This is a genomic window from Pseudomonas migulae (genome assembly GCF_043225285.1).
Lineage (GTDB): Bacteria > Pseudomonadota > Gammaproteobacteria > Pseudomonadales > Pseudomonadaceae > Aquipseudomonas > Aquipseudomonas migulae_C.
In genome coordinates, this window is the sequence record NZ_CP171224.1 from 6,279,843 (window position 1) to 6,302,839 (window position 22,997).

Here is a 22,997-nt window from a genome sequence, read left to right on the forward strand (position 1 = left end):
CAAGTATTCCTGAAATACTATCGTCTGCAAGCCGAGCTCATTTCTGTACCTTCGCCTGAGAAGCCCTCTCACCGAAAGCGCTCTTTTTTCCGGAATGAACTTTACGGTTCCTTTGTGAATATCGAGAGATATACCTTCTAAGACGTAACATTTAACAGACTTTCTACGCCGCTTCTCAGGCTCGGCGAGTTGCTATTTTTTTTACGAGCGAACGTCCACTAACATTTTTATAGTCCTGTCTCCGTCGGAAAACTCGGCAACCGCGCTTATTTCACGGGTGCCTGCGGTCTTGTAAATGATGGGGGCCATAGACGCCTTGCCGGCCGGTCCAGTCTGCAGAGTTTGAGCTCCATGCTCCGGAACATTGAATGTCACCGTCACGCCGCCGGCAGGTTCGCCTTTTGAAGTTGCTAGCACGCCAGAGGCATACAACACATTGACACGAGCTGCAACCTGCGCGGGAGGATGGGGGATAGGGTCGTCAGTTAAATAAATGAACCTGATGTCAAAATCAGACACCGAACATCGGAGTTCCATGAGCGGAGGTATCTCTGCAGTGTAAACAACTAACGTGGCGGAGGAGTCCGCCCCGCTTTGCGGTGTAACCGCCCAAGAGCAGCTACGATCGATCAACAGATTTTTGCTGTTAAAAGGAGGGTTCGATATAAATTTCTGTTCTTCGCCATCAGCCAAACCTAGCCTTAGTTCACTTACCCCGACTGGCGCATCCTCTATTTTAATTTCGTTATCCCGCTCACTGAGCAGAATCACTTCATCGCCTTTTTGGACCTGCTTGCCATTAACAATCACTTTAGCCCAATAAGTGTTCTCTGATCCTGATTCGACTTTTTCACTCATGACGTGCCCCTTGATTCAACGCTGCCTGAAAAAATTAACCTAAGAAATTATCGGAACTTTTGCCCCCGCAAGTAACTGTCAATATTGACAGTTACCTTAGAACTAATTGCGATAACACTTAGTTGCGTTGTCAGGGTTGACGGATACCAAGTTTTCTTCGGCGCTAGGCTCTATACGAAATCCGCTGAAACTCATTTGGCTCCCACAAACGTCAGGAATCAGTAGAGTCCGCGTCCATCAAAAGCAGGAGCCCACGATGGCCAAACGGTACGAACTTCCCGACGCAGCCTGGGATTTGGTTGCAGACATCTTCAGTGAAACCCGCCGTAACGGACGCCCCCGGGCAGACGATCGGCTGATGCTCAACGGCGTGCTCTGGGTGCTTTGTTCAGGCGCAGACTGGCGTGACATGCCCGAGCGCTTCGGCCCGTGGTCAACGGTCTATCAACGCTTTCGAGACTGGCGTAATCGCGGGGTTTTCGACCAAATGCTCAAACGACTCCACATCCGGTTGAACGAGCAAGGCCTGATTGACTTGGAAACCTGGATGATCGACTCCACTGCCGTTCGTGCTACCCGAGCCTCATCAGGCGCCGGGGAAAAAGGGGGCCTGAAGAACCGCCAGATCATGCACTCGGGCGCAGTCGGGGCGGCCTGACGACCAAGATTCACATGTTGTGCGATGCCAGGCCTGCCGCTGCGCTTTCTATTATCAGGCGGACAAGCAAGTGATATCGCTTATGCCCAACCGCTGCTGGATGAGGCTTACATTCCAGGCTTGCGCGGTCGTCCCCGTAAACGCCGCTGATGGTTGCTGGCCGACAAGGGCTATGACGCCGAAGCACTGCGCCGCTACTGTGATCGTTACCGGATGCAGCCGGTAATCCCGCTGCGCAGCATGAAGCGCAAGCCGGGGCCGGGCTTGCCAAGACTGTTTGATCGCCCCAAGTACCGCCAGCGCAACATCATCGAGCGCATGTTCGGGTGGCTGAAGGAAAACCGCCGCATCGTTACGCGCTTCGACAAGCTCGCGAAAAGTTATGCCGCAATGGACTCACTGGCTTGTGCCATGAGGTGTTTGCGACATTACTTTTCGTACAGAGCCTAGACGATGATATTAGCTACAAATTTACTAGCTATTTGAAACGACGATTTTACTTGCCGCCTGTCGCTTACACTGTAACTAGGGCAAGCGGGCACTTTTCAAACTGAATTATCCGAGCACCGTAAATTCACTGGACCAAAGTTCGAGGAGTTGCTGGCGCTCTCAAACAAAGTCACAGCTCTGCATGCTCATTCGGAAATGAGCAACTCATCCAGCTTCCGCAATCCAGTCCGCCGCCTTGACGCCACAAATCATCAACACCGCGAAAAATGCGCAACTCCGAACTTGCTGGAATGCGACCTCGACGATGAACGAAATTCGTTAAAACTCTCTTCAACACCTGTAAGAAAACTGCGATAAACGGACGACTACGCCAGCGCAGCTGCAAGCCAAAACGGGTTATTAGAATTGCTTGGTGCAAAGAAGATCACTGAGTCACGCAACGCGTCAACGTAGTCTCCCTCGTCACCAACCCTTCAGCTCTGGCATCCCCCATAACATCGGTTTTTTCCGACGTGTCACAGGTGCGCTGGGGAATAGGCGCAGGTGCTGCTGGCGGCGGAGGTGGAGGACTGGCGCAACCGCCCAGAACGGCTGCGCAGAAGGCGAACGACACTGGCAAGAAAATACGTTTCCCGAGACTGTTCATAGGTTGATCCGCAGTAATTGATCGACAGGTTTTAGCGACAAAAAACAATGCCGCCGTTACTAGCGGACCCGCCACGGAAAAATTAGTTTCGTATTTTTTAGAGTTCAACCGGCCGTCAACAGACCGGGTCGGGGCGATGAAGGGTGTTGCTATCGAGTTCGTAACGAAGTTCTTCGACCAATGCCTGCAGAGCTTCCGGGCTGCCGAGCGTCGTAATGTTCAAGCCGCTGACCACAAGGTCCACCTGCCCGGACACCGGGTGATAAAGCTTCACCGTCAACGAATGCTCTCCCGTCAGCGTGCACTCACAGGCCAATGGCGAAAAACTGCGCTCCAGTTGCAGACGTAATTGCGCCAGGGAAATCATTGCGACTTGCCTGCATAACGCTCGAACCAGTGCGGTGGGCGCGTGATCATGGACATGTTCCTTTGCCTGTTTCGAAGTGACACGAAAACTCGTGTCGCACCCTTACAGACTAAGAACCGCCCTACCCAATCAAAACATCAATTTGCACTGCCTCAACTAGTGCATTTGCACCTTAACGCTGGCCCGCCGTTCGGCGTTCGCTGGAAAACAACCCGCGTTCGCGCGCCCACACGATCGCCTCGCTGCGACTATGCACATCGAGTTTGGAGTACACGGTCGCGACGTGATTGCGCACGGTGTTCGGCGCCAGCTTCAGTCGTGCGGCGATTTCCTTGTCGGCCAGGCCTTCGCAGATCAGCCCCAGCACATCGCGTTCCCGGGCCGTGAGGTCGGTGAAGGACACACTGGGCAATGTCGGCGAGTTGACGCTTTTCACGTTGGCGAGTTTTTCGATCAGCGTGCGACTGAACCAGGACGCGTCCTTCATCACCTCTTCAATCGCCGCCACCAATTCCAGCTCGGTGCGCTTGCGCTCGGTGATGTCCATCAACACCAGCAGATAGCAAGGGTTGTCCTGGATGTTCACGGTGTCAGCAGAGATCGCGCAATCGATCAGCTCGCTGTCTTTCTTGCGCAGGCGGACATCGATGCGGTCGAGGCTGCCCGCCTTCTCCAGCGCCGCAAACAAACGGGTGCGCGCAGTTTTGTCGTGGATGAAATCGATCTCGGCCAAGGTTTTGCCCAACACTTCTTCACTGGGGTAAGCGAGGGTGTCGAGAAAGGCTTCGTTGACGTCGATCACCACCTGATCACTCGCGCCACACACCAGCGTTGGCACCGGCGTCAGGCGAAAGGCCTTGGCGAAACGCTCTTCGCTCTGACGCAGGGCCACTTCTGCCTTGTGCCGTGGTTCCATATCGACGAAGGAAAACAGCATGCAGTCTTCGTCGTTGAGTTCGAGCGGCTGGCCGGCGACGATCACCTGTTTGCTTCCGCCTTCCGGTAGCTTCAGCTCGGCCTGCATTTGCGGAATGGTCGCGTGTTCGCGCAAGCGCTCGATCGCCAGGTCTTTCTTTTCAGCGCCTTCAAGAATGTCCAGTTCATAGGTCGAAACACCGATCACTTGATCGCGGGTGTAGCCGGTCATTTCCAGAAATCCCGGGTTGACCTTGATGTAACGCAAATCGCTGAGACGGCAGATCACCGCCGGCGCCGGATTGGCGTTGAAGGTCTTTTCGAATCGCTGCTCGGCGCTGGCCCACTCGGTGACATCATCCATGATCAGCACCAGCGATTCCGGTTCGCCGCGACTGTCGGTCAGCACCATGCTGCGTACGCTATGCACCCAGGTGAGCTCCTCGTCACTCGCCGGTGTCACTTCAACCAGCACGTCACTGAAGGTCTCGCCACGGGCCACACGGTTGATTGGATAATTCTCGGCCGGGACCGGATGATTGTTGCGATAACGCAAGGCGAATCGCTTGGCGTATTCCCTGGCATTGGCGCCCAGATCGCTCGTTTGCATTGCGCCGTGCATGATCAGCGCGGCGTCATTGGCCCAGAGAATGGTCTGGTCGAGTTCCAGCAGGATCACGCCGTCGGATAGCCCGGCGATGATCTGCTGCAACTGGCGACGATTGGTTTCGGTGGTCAGGACGTCCGGGCTCATTGGCTCTCCACAAATCCGGTCGCACCGGTGTGGCGCGTTGTGAAGATTACGACCTCAGGGGTGTGTAATCGTGCGTTACATCTACTCCGTGACTGATATCTCTAACCATCAATTACCTCTGAATGCTGCAAACCGCTAGATACGGCTTCGAGCCTGTCTGTGGGTACAAAGTCCAATTCAGCCTTTGAACCATCCTTAAATTCAACCCATGCTGTTACCGCCTTTACTTCTCTCAAATTTTCGAAACTAAAATCCCAGCCCACGCCGCCATCAGCCATTGCCAGCGGATTGGTAGATGTAATATCGGGAACCCCATCCTTGCCGGTGAATGACAACTTAACTTCTTCACCAATCCTTATTTGCGACACAATGCTGAGACGATTTTTGTATCGAAGTCGAGGCAAAGGAATAACTGCCTTATGAGTTACATACCCCCACACAAATGGCCCACCCACTAGAAAAGTAGATTTTGGATAGACAGGATGATCAGGATCAAAGAACTCGCAGCCAATGTCCCAAACCCGAGTAAATTCCCGGCTCATCAATACGAATGTTCCATTATCCTCATCAGCACCAAGCGTTATCGACCAATCTGCCGAGTTATCGTCGAGATCCACCCATGAATCAGGTTCGATCAGAGATTTTCCTGAGACATCCACCAGGCGAAACCCTGCTCTTAACGTCTGACTGCTAATCTTAAATTTATTTTTAATACCTTTCTGCAATAGCATCGGCGAGCTCGAAGTCCAATACAGGCCATTCACCATTAGTAATGTTTTTTCAAGCGGATCATCTTGCGATTCAGTTTCCAAACCATTTCTCATGATAAAAACCCTCTCATTAGATAACGCAAAAATTAATGCATCTCTAATATCGAGGAAAACCAGTACCTACGTCACTGTCATATATGACAGTTGTTTACTACCAAACACCGCAAATACAATTATTTTAATAACTAAAAACACCCATCGCACCCGGCAGATCTCTCAATTTGGTGGTGGAAAGCTTGCCGCGCGCGAGTCCGTCGCATTCAGGATTTTCGTCGTCAGATTTGACGTCTTCGCGAGCAAGCTCTACTCCTACAGGAGGTTGCGTGTATCCGAAAAAGTGCATTTCCAGGTTTTCAAGCCGCAAGCTGCCCACCCGCAATCGCCGCCGACGCCGCCAGCATCGCCCGCAACAACACCGCACACCCCGCCGCCAGATCATCCGGTGCGGCGTTTTCGATTTCGTTGTGGCTGATGCCGCCTTCGCACGGGACGAAGATCATCCCGGCCGGGCCGAGTTCGGCGAGGAAGATCGCGTCGTGCCCTGCTCCGCTGACGATGTCCATGTGCGACAACCCGAGCCCTTGCGCGGCGCTGCGGACGGCTTCGACGCAGCCTTTGTCGAAGTACAGCGGCGGAAAGTCGGCGGTTGGGGTCAGTTCGAAGGTCAGGCCGTGTTCTTCGCAGGTGGTTTCGATCACTTCGCGGACTTCGGCGATCATCGAATCCAGGCGTGCCGGCTCCAGGTGCCGGAAGTCCAGGGTCATGCGCACTTCGCCGGGGATGACGTTGCGTGAGCCGGGATAGGCTTGCAGGCAGCCGACGGTACCGCAGGCGTGGGGTTGATGGCCGAGGGCGGCGCGGTTGACGGCGCCGACGATTACAGCCGCGCCGACCAGTGCATCCTTGCGCAGGTGCATCGGGGTTGGGCCGGCGTGGGCTTCGACGCCGCGCAGTTTCAGGTCGAACCATTTCTGGCCGAGGGCGCCCATCACGACGCCGATGGTTTTGCGTTCGTCTTCGAGGATCGGGCCTTGTTCGATGTGGGCCTCGAAATAGGCGCCGACGGCGTGGCCGCTGACTTTACGCGGCCCGGCATAGCCGATAGCGTTCAGGGCTTCGCCGACGGTAATGCCTTCGGCGTCAACCTTGGCCAGGGTTTCTTCGAGGGTGAATTTTTCCGCGAACACGCCGGAGCCCATCATGCACGGGGCGAAGCGCGAGCCTTCTTCGTTGGTCCAGACCACCACTTCCAGCGGCGCCTCGGTTTCCACGCCGAGGTCGTTGAGGGTGCGCAGGACTTCGACGCCGGCGAGTACACCGAAGCAGCCATCGAACTTGCCGCCGGTGGGCTGGGTGTCGATGTGGCTGCCGGTCATCACCGGTGGCAGGTTCGGGTTGCGACCGGGGCGACGGGCGAAGATGTTGCCGACGGCGTCGATGCTGACGGTGCAGCCAGCCTCTTCGCACCATTTGACGAAGATGTCCCGGGCCTGACGGTCCAGGTCGGTCAGGGCCAGGCGACAGACGCCGCCCTTGACGGTGGCGCCGAGTTTGGCAAGTTCCATGAGCGACTGCCACAGGCGGTCGCGGTTGATGTGCTGATGGGTGGATTGCAGAACGTCTGTGGCCGCGTTCATGGTGATCTCCTCAGGCAGTTTTTATAGGTTTCTTCAGGCAATTCATGGGTGTATTTGAGGCCGTCATCGCGAGCAGGCTCGCTCCCACAGGGGAACGCATTTCAAAATGTGGGAGCGAGCCTGCTCGCGATTAGGCCATCCGTCACACCGGAGATTTCGCTACAGACGGGCTGCGCCGCATCGAGCACAACCCGTAATAAATCAACCCGCCCAGCGCCGACCCGGTGAACCAGCCGTAGCTGTAGAACCAGCTGAACGCATCGCTGCCCAGCGACAGCAGCGTCAACACCACGGGCACGGCAAACGCGATGAAACCGAACCAGTTCCACGCCGGGTACACGTCATCGCGATACAGTCCCGCCAGGTCCAGCTGCTGTTTCTTGATCAGGAAATAGTCCACCACCATGATCCCGGCAATTGGCCCGAGCAGGCTGGAATACCCCAGCAGCCAGTTCGAATAGACCGTTTCCAGGCTGACGTCGGAAACGATCAGCCCGAGTTTTTTCAGCAGCTCATGTCCCATCAGCACCAGCCCGACGAACCCGGTGAGCAACACCGCTTTGGTGCGGTTGATTACCTTCGGCGCGATGTTCTGGAAGTCGTTGGTCGGGGACACGATGTTCGCGGCGGTGTTGGTGGACAGCGTGGCGATGATGATCAGCGCCATGGCCAGCGCGACCCAGACCGGGCTCTGGATATGGCCGATCAACGTCACCGGATCGGAGACGGTCACGCCCACCAGTTTCACCGACGCGGCGGTCATCACCACGCCCAGGGAGGCGAACAGGAACATGGTCAGCGGCAGGCCGATGATCTGCCCGACGATCTGGTCCTTCTGGCTTTTCGCGTAACGGCTGAAGTCCGGAATGTTCAGCGACAGCGTGGCCCAGAACCCGACCATCGCGGTCAGCCCGGCGGCGAAGTAGCTGACCACGCTCGCGCCTTCCGGACGTTTGGCCGGGATCGCCAGCAGTTCGGACATCGACACGTTCGGCATCGCCCACACCAGCAGGCCGACGCCGACCAGCACCAGCAACGGCGCGGACAAGGTTTCCAGCCACTTGATCGATTCGGCGCCGCGAATCACCACCCACAGGTTCAGCGCCCAGAAAATCATGAAGCCAATGACTTCGCCGGTGCCGCCAAGGGATTTCCAGCCCTCGAACACCGAGCCCAGGAACAGGTGAATCGCCAGCCCGCCAAACATCGTCTGGATACCGAACCAGCCGCACGCCACCAGCGCGCGTATCAGGCACGGAATGTTCGAGCCGAGAATGCCAAAGGACGAACGCAGCAACACCGGGAACGGGATGCCGTACTTGGTACCGGGGAAGGCATTCAGGGTCAGGGGGATCAGCACGATGATGTTGGCGAACAGAATCGCCAGCAATGCCTCGCCGACGCTCAGGCCGAAGTACGCGGTGAGCACGCCGCCGAGGGTGTAGGTCGGCACGCAGATCGACATGCCGACCCACAACGCGGTGATGTGCCATTTGTTCCAGGTTCGTTCGCGCACCTTGGTCGGTGCCATGTCGTGGTTGTAACGGGGACTGTCGAGGACGTCGCTGCCGGCTTCGAGCTCAAACAAGCCGTCGCGCTCGGTCACTTGCGATCTGATCTGTTGCATGGCCGCTCCACTGTTCTTTGAATTATTTTTTGCTCATCAGCGGCTGGCGGCATCAATAAACGTGCCGGCCACCGCATTTGCGCATCGGGCAGTTCCATAAAACGTTATAAACAACTGATGTTGATCAGTTTTATTCAACTCTCCAATGAGTCTTGGATCACTTGCCTGTTCACTCAGGCTAAAGGCCGGGCAAGTTGTCCGAACAGTCAGGACTCAATCTGGTGCAGCAAAGTTTTTTTCAAAGTTGCGCACCAACCATAGACCATCCTCAAGCGGCTGATTTCACATAGGAAATCTTGACCATATTTGGAACCTGTCAAGTGCGTCAAAATGGTGAGAGCCCTCACCATTTTGGTGATTAATCGTTTTAGTTGTTTTATTTCAACAACTTAAAACAGCTATATGCTTATAAAAAATATTCTTGCTGATTCACTCAACTCATACTAGCTTCTAATCCTGACAGCGTTGACAGGAATACGACCGTTGACGCCCGCTTCATATAAAACAGTTAGAACCGACATCAGTCGGTCATTGCCTGCGAGGAACTCGGAATGTCTCTGTTGATCCGTGGCGCCACCGTTATTACCCATGATGAAAGTTATCGCGCCGACGTCTATTGCGCCGACGGCGTGATCAAAGCCATTGGCGACAACCTCGATGTTCCGGCGAGCGCCGAAGTGCTCGACGGCAGCGGCCAATACCTGATGCCCGGCGGCATCGATCCGCACACTCACATGCAATTGCCCTTCATGGGCACCGTGGCCAGCGAGGACTTCTTCAGCGGCACGGCGGCCGGTCTGGCCGGCGGTACCACGTCGATCATCGACTTCGTGATTCCCAATCCTCAGCAGTCGCTGATGGAAGCCTTTCATCAGTGGCGCGGCTGGGCCGAGAAATCGGCGTCAGACTATGGTTTTCATGTGGCGATCACCTGGTGGAGCGAGCAGGTTCGCGAGGAAATGGCCGAGCTGGTCAGCCATCACGGGGTCAACAGCTTCAAGCACTTCATGGCCTACAAGAACGCAATCATGGCAGCGGATGACACGCTGGTGGCGAGTTTCGAACGGTGCCTGGAACTGGGTGCCGTGCCGACCGTGCATGCGGAAAACGGCGAACTGGTTTATCACCTGCAACGCAAGCTGATGGCCCAAGGCATGACCGGCCCTGAAGCGCATCCGCTGTCGCGCCCTTCGCAGGTCGAAGGTGAAGCGGCGAGCCGGGCGATTCGCATTGCTGAAACCCTGGGTACGCCGCTGTACCTGGTGCATGTCTCGACCAAGGAAGCGCTGGACGAAATCACCTACGCCCGCAGCAAGGGCCAGCAGGTTTACGGGGAGGTGCTGGCGGGGCATCTGCTGCTCGACGACAGCGTCTACCAACACCCGGACTGGCAGACCGCCGCCGGTTACGTGATGAGCCCGCCCTTCCGTCCTCGCGGCCATCAGGAAGCACTCTGGCATGGCTTGCAGTCCGGCAACCTGCACACCACCGCCACCGATCACTGCTGTTTCTGCGCCGAGCAAAAAGCCGCGGGGCGTGACGATTTCAGCAAGATCCCCAATGGCACCGCCGGTATCGAAGACCGCATGGCGGTGCTGTGGGATGAAGGGGTGAACACCGGGCGTTTTTCGATGCAGCAGTTCGTCGCGCTGACTTCCACCAACACGGCGAAGATCTTCAATCTTTACCCGCGCAAGGGTGCGATTCGCGTCGGCGCCGATGCAGATCTGGTGCTATGGGATCCCGAGGGCACGCGGACGATTTCGGCGAAGACCCATCACCAGCAAGTCGACTTCAACATTTTCGAAGGCAAGACCGTGCGCGGTGTGCCGAGCCACACGATCAGCCAGGGTCGGGTGGTCTGGGCGGACGGTGATCTGCGCGCCGAGCGCGGGGCCGGGCGGTATGTCGAACGGCCGGCGTATCCGGCGGTGTTTGATTTGCTGAGCAAGCGGGCGGAGTTGAATCAGCCTGTGGCGGTGAAACGCTGAGACCTATCGCCAGCAAGCTGGCTCCTACAGTTTGAAATGCATTCCCCTGTAGGAGCCAGCTTGCTGGCGATGGCGTCGGCCCAGACAACACAAAAACCAATGCCCACCAGAGGCAGTTACCTCAATAACCGTGAGGCCAACACCGTGATCAAGACCCTGAACCACCTCCCGCATCCCTACGAGAATGCCGCCGCGCTCGCCGGCCATTTCACCGACCTGGCGCCACCGCTCAACGACCGTCAGGCGCATCTGGAAGCTTCGCGCTGCCTGTACTGCTACGACGCGCCGTGCGTGAACGCCTGCCCGAGCGACATCGACATTCCGTCATTCATCCGCAACATCCACCAGGACAACGTGCAAGGCGCCGCGCAGAAAATCCTTTCGGCGAACATTCTCGGCGGCAGTTGTGCCCGGGTCTGCCCGACGGAAATCCTGTGCCAGCAGGCTTGTGTGCGCAACAACGCCCATGAGTGCGCACCGGTGCTGATCGGCCTGTTGCAGCGCTACGCCGTGGACAACGCGCACTTCAGCGAGCACCCCTTCCCCCGCGCCGCGGCCACCGGCAAGCGCATCGCCGTGGTCGGTGCCGGACCGGCCGGTTTGTCCTGCGCCCATCGCAGCGCCATGCACGGGCATGACGTGGTGATTTTCGAAGCAAGGGAAAAGGCTGGCGGCCTCAACGAATACGGGATCGCCAAGTACAAACTGGTGGACGATTACGCGCAGAAGGAGCTGGATTTCCTGCTGCAGATCGGCGGCATCGAAATCCGTCACGGGCAGAAACTCGGGGACAACCTGACCCTGAGCGAACTGCATCAGCAATTCGACGCGGTGTTTCTCGGCCTCGGCCTCAATGCCAGCAAACAGCTCGGGCTAGCCCACGAAGAGGCGCCCGGCCTGCTCGCCGCCACCGATTACATTCGTGAACTGCGCCAGGCTGACGACTTGACCCAACTGCCGCTCGCCGACCACTGCATCGTCCTCGGCGCCGGCAACACCGCCATCGACATGGCCGTGCAAATGGCTCGTCTCGGCGCACATGACGTCAATCTGGTGTACCGCCGCGGTGTCGAGGACATGGGCGCGACCCACCACGAACAGGAAATTGCCAAGGCCAATCAAGTGCGATTGCTGACCTGGGCGCAACCCGAGGAAGTGCTGCTGGATGATCAAGGCCATGTGCGCGGCATGCGTTTCGCTCGTACCCATCTGGTGGAAGGTCGTCTGCAAACGACCGGCGAAACCTTCGAACTGGCAGCCGATGCAATCTTCAAGGCGATTGGCCAGGCCTTCGACTCCAGCGCACTCAGCGATCCACTGGCCCGCGAACTCAAGCGTCAGGGCGATCGGATCGACGTGGACGAACACCTGCGCACCAGCATTCCCGGGGTGTACGCCGGTGGCGATTGCACCAGCCTCGATCAGGACCTGACCGTGCAGGCGGTGCAGCACGGCAAACTGGCTGCCGAGGCCATCAACGCTCAACTGATGCTCAACGTGGAGGCTGCGTAAATGGCCGATCTGTCGATTGTCTTCGCCGGCATCAAATCCCCGAATCCGTTCTGGCTGGCCTCCGCGCCGCCGACTGACAAGGCCTACAACGTGGTCCGCGCCTTCGAGGCCGGCTGGGGTGGCGTGGTCTGGAAAACCCTGGGTGAGGACCCGGCGGCGGTGAACGTGTCGTCGCGTTACTCGGCGCACTTCGGGCCTAACCGCGAGGTGCTGGGTTTCAACAACATCGAGTTGATTACCGACCGCTCGCTGGAGATCAACCTGCGGGAAATCACCCAGGTCAAAAAGGACTGGCCGGACCGTGCACTGATCGTGTCGTTGATGGTGCCCTGCGTCGAAGAATCCTGGAAACACATCCTGCCGCTGGTGGAAGCCACCGGGGCTGACGGCATCGAGCTGAATTTCGGCTGCCCCCATGGCATGCCGGAACGGGGCATGGGCGCGGCGGTGGGTCAGGTGCCGGAGTATGTCGAGCAGGTCACGCGCTGGTGCAAGACGTATTGCTCGCTGCCGGTGATCGTCAAGCTCACGCCGAACATCACCGACATCCGCGTGGCAGCCCGCGCGGCCCATCGCGGCGGCGCCGATGCGGTGTCGCTGATCAACACGATCAACTCGATCACCAGCGTCAACCTGGAGCGCATGGTCGCCAACCCTATGGTTGGCAGCCAGAGCACCCACGGCGGTTATTGCGGTTCAGCCGTCAAGCCGATTGCGTTGAACATGGTCGCGGAAATCGCCCGTGACCCACAGACCCAAGGCCTGCCGATCTCCGGCATCGGCGGCATCGGCAACTGGCGCGACGCGGCGGAATTCATCGCGTTGGGCAGCGGCTCGGTGCAGGTGTGCACGGCGGCGATGCTGCACGGGTTCCGGATTGTCGAAGAGATGAAGGATGGCTTGTCACGCTGGATGGACAGTCAGGGTTACGCCAGCATTTCGCAGTTTTCGGGACGCGCGGTGGGCAACACCACGGACTGGAAGTACCTGGACATCAACTATCAGGTGATTGCGAAGATCGACCAGGACGCCTGCATCGGTTGCGGGCGTTGCCATATTGCCTGTGAGGACACGTCGCACCAGGCGGTGGCCAGCATCAAGCAGGCGGATGGCACGCGTAAATATGAAGTGGTTGATGAGGAGTGCGTGGGGTGCAATCTGTGCCAGATCACCTGCCCGGTCCAGGACTGTATCGAGATGGTGCCGATGGAAAATGGGAAGCCGTTTCTGGATTGGAATCATGATCCGCGCAATCCCTATCATGTAGCCGTCTGAAGGGACGCCATCGCGAGCAGGCTCGCTCCCACATTGGAATGCATTCCAAATGTAGGAGCGAGCCTGCTCGCGATGAGGCCATCAGCAGCACCCGACGTCTCACGGTTCCAACCCGATCCCCCGCAAAATCACGCTCGTCACCGTCTGCACAGCCCGCTCGAACTGCATGTCCGACAACGGCTGATGATCGTTCAGGATGTTCACCTGGTGATCGAAGTCAGCGTAGTGCTGGGTCGACGCCCAGATCATGTACAGCAGGCTCGAAGGCTCCACCGGCAGGATGCGTTTGTCGTCCACCCACTGGCGGATTTTCGCTTCTTTCATCTTGGCCCAGTCGTACAGGCTGGCGTCCAGCGCCACGCCCAGCGTTGGCGCGCCGTGGATGATTTCGTTGGCCCAGACTTTCGAGCCGTAGGGCCGACTGCGGGAGTGGTTCATCTTGGCGCGGATGTAGCTGCTGAGGACCACGCGCGGGTCATCGAACATCTCGAAGCACAGCGCGTCCTGCTTCCACACTTCCAGCAAGTCGAACAGTACGGCGCTGTACAGCTCGGTCTTGGTGCTGAAGTAGTAATGCAGGTTGGAGCGCGGCAGTTGCACTTCGGCGGCGATGTCGGCCATGGCGGTACCGCCAAAGCCTTTTTCGGCAAAGACCTTTTCGGCCCCGAGCAGAATTTTTTCGACGTTACTGCGACGAATCTCGATCTTGTGATTGCCCATGAGGGCTCCCTGACAACAGCGTTGTTCAAGACTAGCATTCGCTCTAATCTGCGGCGACAAGGGAAAACGAAACTTCCTACGCCCACCCTCCCGCGCACGCCGTTAGACTGTCGCCCTTCTTCGAACCTGCCTCTGAGGTATCCGCGATGCTTTTCAAGAAAACCCTGATCGTCACTGCCCTGCTCGGCTCGCTGCTCGGCGCTTCTTCAGTGTTCGCCCACGCCCACCTCCAAGGCCAGACACCGGCCGCCGACAGCACCGTGAGTGCGCCGTCGGAATTGCGCTTGGTATTCTCCGAAGGAGTCGAAGCCGCGTTCACCAAAGTCACGATCAGCAAGGATGGCGCCGAAGTGCCGGTAAAAAGCCTGGCCACCGAAGGCAGCGACAAAAAGACTCTGGTCGTGACTCCGGCAGCGCCGCTGGCAGCAGGCGCCTACAAAGTCGAATGGCACGCGGTTTCAGTTGATACGCACAAAAGCGAAGGCGCCTACAGCTTCAAGGTTGGCCAGTAATTCATGACGAGCGCGATGGTGCTGTGCCGCTTCCTGCATTTCACCGTGGTGCTGATGCTGTTCGGGGCCTGGGTCTTCAGGCCGCTGTTGTTGGGCCGGGAGACGTTGCTTGATCCCGTCCTGGCGCGAGTCAGCCGCTGGCTCGCGGCCGTCGCCTTGATCAGTGGCGTCAGCTGGTTGCTGCTGGTCACGGCCAGCATGGCCGGGAACTGGGCGGCGGCACTCGATCCGTCGACCCTGAGGCTGGTATTGGGCAATACCTTTTTTGGTCAGGTCTGGACCTGGCATTTGCTGCTCAACGGTCTGCTGCTGATCGTGCTGCTGACACGGCTACGCGCCCATCAGCCTTTGCGCCTGATCCTCGCTGGCCTGTTGCTGGCGACGCTAGCTCCGGTCGGCCACGGGGCGATGCTCGACGGTCTCAGTGGCCAGTTGCTGATCCTCAATCAAATCGTTCACCTGATCTGCGTCGGTGCCTGGCTCGGCGGTTTGATGTTGTTGGTGTTGATTCTGCAACGACCGGCCGAACATGCCGTGCGCAGCGTCCTGCAACGGTTCAGTGGCGTGGGCTATGCGCTGGTGGCGGGACTGGTGATCACCGGGCTGATCAATGTGCGCGTGCTGACCGGGCAATTCTGGCCGACGCCGTTGTTGTCCGGGTTTGCGTTGATTCTGCTGATCAAGGTGTTGCTGGTGATCGCGATGCTGGGGTTGGCACTGTTCAATCGGCTGCGGATCAAGGATTGCGAGGAACGCATGGCGGCGCTGAAAACCAGCGTGCTCCTCGAATGGCTGCTGGGGATTGGCGCGGTGGCGGCGGTCTCGCTCCTGGGCACCCTGCCCCCGATGATCAGCGGATAAACACACCCTCTGACCACACCGGATAAACACGATCCTTGTAGGAGTCGGCTTGCCGGCGATGACGATCTCGAGGACGCCATCGCCGGCAAGCCGGCTCCTACAGGAATCGCATCCAACCGGACAAGTCATCGTATAACTTCTGATTGACATACCCTGAAACACTCGCAAATAATCGCTCCCATGTTGTACGACGACGTATGACAAAAATAAAAACAACAAGAAACAATGGGAGCGTCACAGTGAGCAAGCTCGTCCGCAATTCCTCCGTCTGCACCCCTCGCCCTACCTTCGCCCGCCGCCACACCCTGAGCTTGATCGGTTGCAGCAGCCTGGCCGTTCTCGCCCTGCCCGTGACCAGTCACGCCGAAGGTTTTGTCGATGACACCAAGGCCACGCTGAACCTGCGCAATGCCTACTTCAATCGCAACTACACCAACCCGGCCTACCCGCAGGGCAAGGCTGAAGAGTGGACGCAGAACTTCATCCTCGATGCCAAATCCGGCTTCACCTCCGGCCCGGTAGGCTTCGGTGTGGATGTGCTCGGTCTGTATTCGCAAAAGCTCGATGGCGGCAAAGGCACGGGCGGTACGCAATTGCTGCCGATCCACGACGATGGCCGTCCGGCGGACAATTTCGGCCGGATGGGTGTGGCGTTGAAAGGCAAGATTTCGAAGACCGAACTGAAGGTCGGGGAATGGATGCCGGTGCTGCCGATCCTGCGCTCCGACGACGGCCGCTCGCTGCCGCAAACCTTTCGCGGCGGCCAGGTGACGTCTACCGAGATCAGCGGCCTGACGCTCTACGGCGGCCAGTTCCGCCAGAACAGCCCGCGTAACGATGCGAGCATGGAAGACATGTTCATGAACGGCAAATCGGCGGCCTTCACCTCAGACCGTTTCAACTTCGGCGGCGGCGAATACCAGTTCAACGACAAGCGCACCCAGGTTGGCGTCTGGTACGCAGAGCTCAGCGACATCTACCAGCAACAGTATTTCAACCTGAGCCACAGCCAGCCCATCGGCGACTGGACCCTCGGCGCCAACCTCGGCTACTTCATCGGCAAGGAGGACGGCAGCGCCCTGGCCGGCGACCTCGATAACAAGACCGCCTTCGCCATGCTGTCGGCCAAATACGGTGGCAGCACCTTCTACGTCGGCCTGCAAAAACTCAGCGGCGACGATGTCTGGATGCGCGTCAACGGCACCAGCGGCGGGACCCTGGCCAACGACAGCTACAACTCCAGCTACGACAATGCCAAGGAGAAGTCCTGGCAGTTGCGCCATGACTACAACTTCGTCGCGCTGGGCATTCCCGGCCTGACCATGATGAACCGCTACATCAGCGGTGATAACGTGCACACCGGCGCCATCACCGACGGCAAGGAATGGGGCCGTGAATCGGAACTGGCCTACACCGTGCAGAGCGGGCCGCTGAAGAACCTCAACGTCAAATGGCGTAATGCGAGTATCCGCAAGGACTTCAGCACCAACGAGTTCGATGAAAACCGCATCTTCATCAGCTATCCGATTTCGTTGCTATAAAACGACGCAGCCCCCTGTAGGAGCGAGCCTGCTCGCGATGGACTCATAGGCGCCGTGTTTATTCAGACAATACGCGTAATCGTTGACGTCCATCGCGAGCAGGCTCGCTCCTACAGGGGTCCGCCATTTAGCGGGCAACCCTCCGTCATTTTCAGGCGATGCCGCGTTGACAAGACCCGGAAACCCTAACGATACTTCGGCACAGTCGTACGACAACCTACAACGAATTCAACAACAATAATTTTCGCGTCCAGGAATTTCCATGACTACCACTTCCCAAGCCCCTTTCAATCGCCTGCTGCTGACCGGTGCCGCCGGAGGCCTCGGTAAAGTCCTGCGCGAAACCCTGCGCCCTTATGCCAACGTGATTCGCCTGTCGGACATCGCCAACATCGCCCCGGCCATCGACGATCGCGAAGAAGTCGTGACTTGCGACCTCGCGGACAAGCAAGCCGTGCATCAACTGGTCGAAGGCGTGGACGCGATCCTGCACTTCGGCGGTGTGTCGACAGAACATTCGTTCGAAGACATCCTCGGCGCCAACATCTGCGGCGTGTTCCACATCTACGAAGCCGCGCGTCGCCATGGCGTGAAGCGGGTGATTTTCGCCAGTTCCAACCACGTCATCGGTTTCTACAAACAGGATGAAGTGATTGACGGCCGCTCCCCTCGCCGCCCGGACAGCTACTACGGCTTGTCCAAGTCCTACGGCGAAGACATGGCCAGTTTCTACTTCGATCGTTATGGCATCGAGACCGTCAGCATCCGCATCGGCTCTTCGTTCCCGGAACCGCTGAATCGCCGGATGATGAGCACCTGGCTGAGCTTCGGCGACCTGACGCACCTGATCGAACGCTCGCTATACGCGCCGAACGTCGGTCATACCGTGGTCTACGGCGCTTCCGACAACAAGAATGTCTGGTGGGACAACCGCTACGCCACCGCGCTGGGTTACGTGCCCAAGGACACTTCGGAAGTGTTCCGCGAAAAAATCGAAGCGCAGCCGATGCCCGCCGCCGATGATCCGGCGATGGTTTACCAGGGCGGCGCCTTTGTCGCGTCCGGCCCGTTCGGCGACTGATACCCACCCCACAACAAAACACCCAAGGGAATGAGTCGCCATGCCAGCCGAATTGATTGTCGATGCCCGTAACACGGTCGGTGAAAGCCCGGTCTGGGTCCCCGAGGAAAACGCCCTGTACTGGGTCGATATTCCCGCCGGAGGCCTGCAACGCTGGAGCGCCGACACCGGCCATGTCGAGGCCTGGACCGCACCGGAAATGCTCGCCTGCATCGTGCGTCAGCATGACGGCCGCTGGGTTGCGGGGATGGAAAGCGGATTCTTCCGCCTCCAGCCACACAATGACGGCAGCCTCGACAGTGAGTTGCTGGCCCACGTCGAACACCCGCGCACCGACATGCGCCTCAACGATGGTCGCTGTGACCGTCAGGGGCGCTTCTGGGCCAGCAGCATGGTCCTGAACATGGGCGCCAATGCGGCCGACGGTGGTTTGTATCGCTACAGCGCCGGCCAGCGCGGGCCGATCCCGGCGCAACTGGGCGGGTTCATCGTGCCCAACGGCTTGGGTTTCAGCCCGGACGGAAGGACGATGTACCTGTCGGACTCTCACCCTCAGGTCCAGCAAATCTGGGCTTTCGATTACGACACCGACAGCGGCACACCGTCGAGACGGCGGCTGTTCGTCGACATGCAGCAGTTTCCCGGTCGCCCCGATGGTGCCGCTGTCGATGCCGACGGCTGCTACTGGATTTGCGGCAACGACGCAGGGCTGATCCACCGCTTTACCCCTGACGGTCGGCTGGATCGGTCGCTCGAAGTGCCGGTGAAAAAACCGACCATGTGCGCCTTTGGTGGCAGTGGTTTGGACACGTTGTTCGTGACGTCGATCCGCCCTGGGGACGATCAGGATCCGCAGTCGCTGGCGGGTGGTGTGTTCGCCCTTGACCCTGGCGTTAAAGGCCTGCCGGAACCACGCTTCAACACCGACCTGTAGGAGCCGGCTTGCCGGCGATGGCGGCGTGTCAGTCGACATATTAATTGCCTGAACGGACGCCATCGCCGGCAAGCCGGCTCCTACAGGGATTTCATGCATTCAGTGACTTTTGCGGGTCAACATGACACCAGACTTGCTCGAACTCGACGACGGATTCACCCGACTCACCCTAGCCCCCGAAACCGGCGGCAGCATCGTCAACTGGACCGTGAACGGTTCGGGCCAGCCGCTGTTGCGCCACAGCGATACGCACGCCCTGCACACCGGCCTGCCGGGTAAGCTCGGTTGCTTCCCCTTGGCACCATGGTCCAACCGGATCTCCGACGGTGGTTTCGATCGCCCGGACGGCTGGCTGGCGCTTGAGCCCAACAGCCTCACCGATCCACTGCCGATTCACGGCAGCGCCTGGCAGCAGCCGTGGCAAGTGGTTTCCCAGGCGCGCGACGAGGTCATCCTGCAACTCGACAGCACCACGCCGTTCGCCTATCGCGCCCGGCAACGCTTTCATCTGAGTGAGGGCAAGCTGAGCATCACGTTGCACGTCACGCACCTGGCCGAGCGCGCAGCGTGGCATGGCTTGGGATTGCATCCCTATCTGCCGCGTACCGCGGGCACGCGATTGCAGGCAAAAGCCGAGCAAGTCTGGATGTCAGATGCCTCCAAGCTGCCGACACGCCTCGCTCCGTTGCCCGTCGAATGGGATTTCCAGCAGCTCAAGGCACTGCCCGACGCCTTGGTCGACAACGGTTTCTGCCAATGGGATGGCCACTGCCTGATCCAGCAACCCGACCTCGGTTATGAACTGGAATGCCAGGCCAGCGGCAGCGATTACTTCCTGCTTTATTGCCCGGTGGACCTGGGCTTTTTCTGCATCGAACCGGTGAGCCATCCGGTCAACGCCCACCACTTGCCCGGCCGTCCGGGGCTGGTGTTGCTGGAGCAAGGTCAATCGGCAGAACTGGGTTTCAGTCTGCAGTACCGGCCTTACCCCAACAGCTGACTCAGCACCGCGCGTAACTTGCCGGGCTTCACCGGTTTGTTCAGCAGCGGCGCTTCGAGCCGCTGCAATGAACGCCGGCACTGATCGGTGCGGTCCGCGGTGATGATCACCGCCGGAATCGTCTGGCTGAAATGCTCGCGCAAATTCCGAACCACCTCACACCCGACCACGCCGTGATCGAGGTGATAGTCCGCCAGAATCAGCTCCGGCGCCTGGCCCTGTAACGCCGCCAGTGCCGAGCGTTCATCGGTGGCGGTGACCACTTCGCAGCCCCACTGGCCGAGCAGCGCGCTCATGCTTTCCAGGATGCTCACTTCATTGTCCAGCACCAACAAACGTCGGCCGGGCAACGGATTACCGGTGCCCGGTTGCGGCACCGCGAGGCTGATGGGCAGCGGTACTTCATGGGAGATCGGCACCTCGATGCTGAACATCGAACCGCGCCCGGGCAGCGAGTGCACCTGAATCCGGTAATCAAGGATCTTGGCGATGCGCTCGACGATCGCCAGTCCCAGCCCCACGCCTTTGCGGTCAGCCGCGCGGCCGACGTCCAGTTGATTGAACTCGAGGAAAATCGAGTCGAGATGATCCGCCGGGATCCCGCGCCCGCTGTCCCACACCTCCAACCGCAACCGGTCGCCCCGGCGCCGGGCGCCCAGCAAAATGCTGCCTTCGTCGGTGTAGCGACAGGCGTTGCTGAGGAAGTTGCGCAGGATGCGCGTCATCAGGCGCAGATCGGTGCGAATAGCGTGATCGCCCATCTGCACGCGCAGGCGCAAACCGGCCGCCTCGGCCACGGACTGAAACTCCGACACCAGCGGCGCGAACAATTCGTCGAGGCGGTACAACGCGATATCCGGTTTGACCGCGGCCTGGTCGAGCCGGGAAATGTCCAGCAAATCGGTGAGCAGGTCTTCAGCGCCTTCCAGCGCCTGATGCGTGCGTTCGACCAGCACTTGCTCAACCTCCGGCAGCTTGCGTTCGCGCAGGGTCGAGATCAATAAACGCGCAGCATTGAGCGGTTGCAGCAGGTCGTGACTGGCAGCCGCGAGGTACTTGTCCTTGCTGTGGTTGGCGGCCTCGGCGGCGTCACGGGCATCGCGCAAGGCTTCGGCAATCTGCTTACGCTGGGTGATTTGCTGTTGCAGGTTGCGGTTGGCTTCGAGCAATTCATCGGTGCGCGCGGCCACGCGTTGTTCCAGTTCGTCATTGAGTTGCTGCAAGCGCTGCTGGGCGAGTTTGCGCTCGGTGATGTCCGCGACGAAGCCCTCGACCAGCGGTTCCTGTTCGGGCCTGAGCAGCAGGTTCATCAGCACGTCGACGCTGCTGCCGTCCTGGCGGCGCAACTGGGTTTCGTAGCCATGCAGGCTGCCTTGATGGCGAAGGATTTCGCCGATGTTTTCCAGTTCCTGCTCACCGCCGACGAACAGCCGGCTGGCGAGGTCGGCCTTGGAAAACATCACGTCTTGCGGGTCCTGATAGCCGAGCATGCGCGCCAACGCCGTGTTGGCGGCGCGCATGCCGCCGTCGAGGCTGGCCTGGAAAATCCCGTAGACCGCGTGCTCGAACAGCCACTTGTAGCGATTGCGCTCGGTTTCCAGGTCTTCCAGGCGCGCGGCCAGTTCCGGGTAATGACTCTTGCGCGCCGAATGGCTGCCCAGTCCGAGCAAACCGGCCAGCGCCGCCTGTTGCTCGTCAGAGGGCTTCGCCATAGACGACCTCGACATCACGCTGACTGGATTCGCGCGGGTTGGTCAGGATGCACGGGTCGTCCATGGCGTGTTGTGAGAGGAACGGGATGTCGGCCGTGCTGACACCATGCAAACCGAGGGTTTCGTGGAAGCCGATGGCGTGCTTGAGCGCGATCAGGTGCTCCACCAGTCGGCCGCTGATCTGCCGGTGGTTGAGGCCTCGGCAATCGATGCCCAGCGTCTCGGCGATCACCTTGAAGCGGTCCGGCGCCGAGCTGTAGTTGAAGGCCACGACGTGTTCGACCAGCACCGCGTTGCACAGCCCGTGGGGCAAATCGAGGAAACCGCCCAGGCTGTGGGACATCGCATGCACGGCACCGAGGATCGCATTGGAAAACGCCAGCCCGGCCTGCATGCTGCCGAGCATGATTTTTTCGCGCAGGGCGATGTCCGTCGGGTTGGCGATCATCTGCACCAGGTTGCCGTTGATCAACCGCATCGCTTCCAGCGCATGGGGGTCGGTCAAGGGTCCGTGGCCGGTGGAAACGAACGCTTCGATGGCATGCACCAACGCGTCGATGCCAGTACAGGCGGACAGGAAAGGGTCCATGCTCAAAGTGGTTTCAGGGTCGATCAGCGACACGTCCGGCACCACCGCCTTGCTGACGATGGAGAACTTCATGCGTTCCTGCTGGTTGGAGATGATCACGAATTGCGAGACATCCGCCGACGTGCCGGCGGTGGTCGGGATCAGGATCAGCGGCGGGCTCGGCACGCGGATGGTGTCCACGCCTTCGAACTCGAGGATGCTGCGCCCGTGCGCGACGACAATGCCGATGCCCTTGCCGCAATCCATCGGGCTGCCGCCACCGACAGCCACAATCACGTCGCAGTGGTTTTCCCGGTACAGCTCGGCGCCGAGCATGACTTCCTCGACCCGGGGGTTGGGCGACACGTCGCTATACAGAAAGTAATCGATGCCCTGGGCTTGCAGGCTGGCTTCGACATCGGCCACCCAACCGGCGGCGATCACACCGGGGTCGCTGACCACCAGCACCTTGCGCGCGCCAAAGGTCTTGGCGTAGTTGCCGACGTTATGCCGGCAACCGGCACCGAAGATGATTTCAGGGGACACGAATTTACGCAGCTGGCTGAGACTCTGGCTCATTGGAAAGCCTGTTTTTTATTGTTTTGGAA

General features: G+C 59.1%; 18 protein-coding genes and 1 pseudogene. 10 read left to right on the forward strand and 9 right to left on the reverse strand.

Going from position 1 to position 22,997, the window contains the following annotated elements:
* Positions 1-201: 201 nt before the first annotated feature.
* Positions 202-858: a hypothetical protein gene (locus ACF6ZU_RS28700; RefSeq protein ID WP_392889271.1), complete on the reverse strand. Its 657-nt coding sequence runs from the start codon at positions 856-858 to the stop codon at positions 202-204.
* Between the two features lie 256 nt (positions 859-1,114).
* Here ACF6ZU_RS28700 and ACF6ZU_RS28705 point away from each other — a divergent pair.
* Positions 1,115-1,966: pseudogene (locus ACF6ZU_RS28705) on the forward strand (IS5 family transposase).
* 761 nt (positions 1,967-2,727) lie between these two features.
* On the opposite strand, the gene ACF6ZU_RS28710 reads toward ACF6ZU_RS28705, so the two are convergent.
* From ACF6ZU_RS28710 to ACF6ZU_RS28730, 5 genes are all read right to left on the reverse strand, one after another.
* The gene (locus tag ACF6ZU_RS28710; RefSeq protein ID WP_392889272.1) at positions 2,728-2,979 is read right to left on the reverse strand and encodes a DUF1652 domain-containing protein; all 252 of its coding nucleotides are present in this window, start codon (positions 2,977-2,979) and stop codon (positions 2,728-2,730) included.
* Positions 2,980-3,151: 172 nt separating this feature from the next.
* On the reverse strand, positions 3,152-4,648 hold the full coding sequence (locus ACF6ZU_RS28715) for a PAS domain S-box protein (protein WP_392889273.1): 1,497 nt from the start codon (positions 4,646-4,648) through the stop codon (positions 3,152-3,154).
* A gap of 101 nt (positions 4,649-4,749) precedes the next feature.
* Positions 4,750-5,472: a hypothetical protein gene (locus ACF6ZU_RS28720; RefSeq protein WP_392889274.1), complete on the reverse strand. Its 723-nt coding sequence runs from the start codon at positions 5,470-5,472 to the stop codon at positions 4,750-4,752.
* Between the two features lie 299 nt (positions 5,473-5,771).
* A complete protein-coding gene (locus ACF6ZU_RS28725; protein WP_392889276.1) occupies positions 5,772-7,055 on the reverse strand; it encodes a Zn-dependent hydrolase in 1,284 nt (427 codons plus the stop codon).
* A 142-nt stretch (positions 7,056-7,197) separates the two neighbouring features.
* The gene (locus ACF6ZU_RS28730) at positions 7,198-8,682 is read right to left on the reverse strand and encodes an NCS1 family nucleobase:cation symporter-1 (RefSeq protein WP_392889277.1); all 1,485 of its coding nucleotides are present in this window, start codon (positions 8,680-8,682) and stop codon (positions 7,198-7,200) included.
* Positions 8,683-9,233: 551 nt separating this feature from the next.
* Here ACF6ZU_RS28730 and hydA point away from each other — a divergent pair.
* The 3 genes from hydA (at position 9,234) to preA (ending at position 13,460) form a co-directional block, all read left to right on the forward strand.
* Entirely contained in the window at positions 9,234-10,673 is a 1,440-nt protein-coding gene (hydA, locus tag ACF6ZU_RS28735) for a dihydropyrimidinase (RefSeq protein WP_392889278.1), read from the forward strand.
* Between the two features lie 144 nt (positions 10,674-10,817).
* Positions 10,818-12,185, forward strand: coding sequence for an NAD(P)-dependent oxidoreductase (locus ACF6ZU_RS28740; protein WP_392893959.1), 1,368 nt, complete (start codon positions 10,818-10,820; stop codon positions 12,183-12,185).
* A complete protein-coding gene (gene preA, locus ACF6ZU_RS28745) occupies positions 12,186-13,460 on the forward strand; it encodes an NAD-dependent dihydropyrimidine dehydrogenase subunit PreA (RefSeq protein WP_392889280.1) in 1,275 nt (424 codons plus the stop codon).
* Between the two features lie 99 nt (positions 13,461-13,559).
* On the opposite strand, the gene ACF6ZU_RS28750 is transcribed toward preA, so the two are convergent.
* Entirely contained in the window at positions 13,560-14,180 is a 621-nt protein-coding gene (locus ACF6ZU_RS28750; RefSeq protein WP_084320882.1) for a TetR/AcrR family transcriptional regulator, read from the reverse strand.
* 146 nt (positions 14,181-14,326) lie between these two features.
* Here ACF6ZU_RS28750 and copC point away from each other — a divergent pair, with 146 nt between their 5' ends.
* The 6 genes from copC to ACF6ZU_RS28780 all read left to right on the forward strand — a co-directional run bounded on the left by copC (position 14,327) and on the right by ACF6ZU_RS28780 (position 20,109).
* Entirely contained in the window at positions 14,327-14,692 is a 366-nt protein-coding gene (gene copC / locus ACF6ZU_RS28755) for a copper homeostasis periplasmic binding protein CopC (protein ID WP_392889283.1), read from the forward strand.
* 3 nt (positions 14,693-14,695) lie between these two features.
* Positions 14,696-15,553 carry a copper homeostasis membrane protein CopD gene (gene copD / locus ACF6ZU_RS28760; RefSeq protein WP_392889285.1) on the forward strand — a complete coding sequence of 286 codons (858 nt, stop codon included), beginning with the start codon at positions 14,696-14,698 and terminating at the stop codon, positions 15,551-15,553.
* A gap of 239 nt (positions 15,554-15,792) precedes the next feature.
* Complete coding sequence (locus ACF6ZU_RS28765; protein WP_392889286.1) at positions 15,793-17,094, forward strand: OprD family porin; 1,302 nt, start codon at positions 15,793-15,795, stop codon at positions 17,092-17,094.
* Between the two features lie 262 nt (positions 17,095-17,356).
* Positions 17,357-18,175 carry an NAD-dependent epimerase/dehydratase family protein gene (locus ACF6ZU_RS28770; protein WP_392889288.1) on the forward strand — a complete coding sequence of 273 codons (819 nt, stop codon included), beginning with the start codon at positions 17,357-17,359 and terminating at the stop codon, positions 18,173-18,175.
* A 40-nt stretch (positions 18,176-18,215) separates the two neighbouring features.
* Positions 18,216-19,109 (forward strand): SMP-30/gluconolactonase/LRE family protein, encoded by an 894-nt coding sequence (locus tag ACF6ZU_RS28775; RefSeq protein WP_392889291.1) that lies wholly within the window; start codon positions 18,216-18,218, stop codon positions 19,107-19,109.
* Positions 19,110-19,230: 121 nt separating this feature from the next.
* Entirely contained in the window at positions 19,231-20,109 is an 879-nt protein-coding gene (locus ACF6ZU_RS28780) for an aldose 1-epimerase (RefSeq protein WP_392889293.1), read from the forward strand.
* On the opposite strand, the gene ACF6ZU_RS28785 is transcribed toward ACF6ZU_RS28780, so the two are convergent.
* A complete protein-coding gene (locus ACF6ZU_RS28785) occupies positions 20,094-21,821 on the reverse strand; it encodes a NahK/ErcS family hybrid sensor histidine kinase/response regulator (RefSeq protein ID WP_392889294.1) in 1,728 nt (575 codons plus the stop codon). The two genes, ACF6ZU_RS28780 and ACF6ZU_RS28785, sit on opposite strands and share 16 nt — an antisense overlap.
* Entirely contained in the window at positions 21,805-22,968 is a 1,164-nt protein-coding gene (gene ercA / locus ACF6ZU_RS28790) for an alcohol dehydrogenase-like regulatory protein ErcA (RefSeq protein WP_392889296.1), read from the reverse strand. The genes ACF6ZU_RS28785 and ercA overlap by 17 nt, the downstream gene beginning before the upstream one ends.
* Between the last annotated feature and the right edge of the window lie 29 nt (positions 22,969-22,997).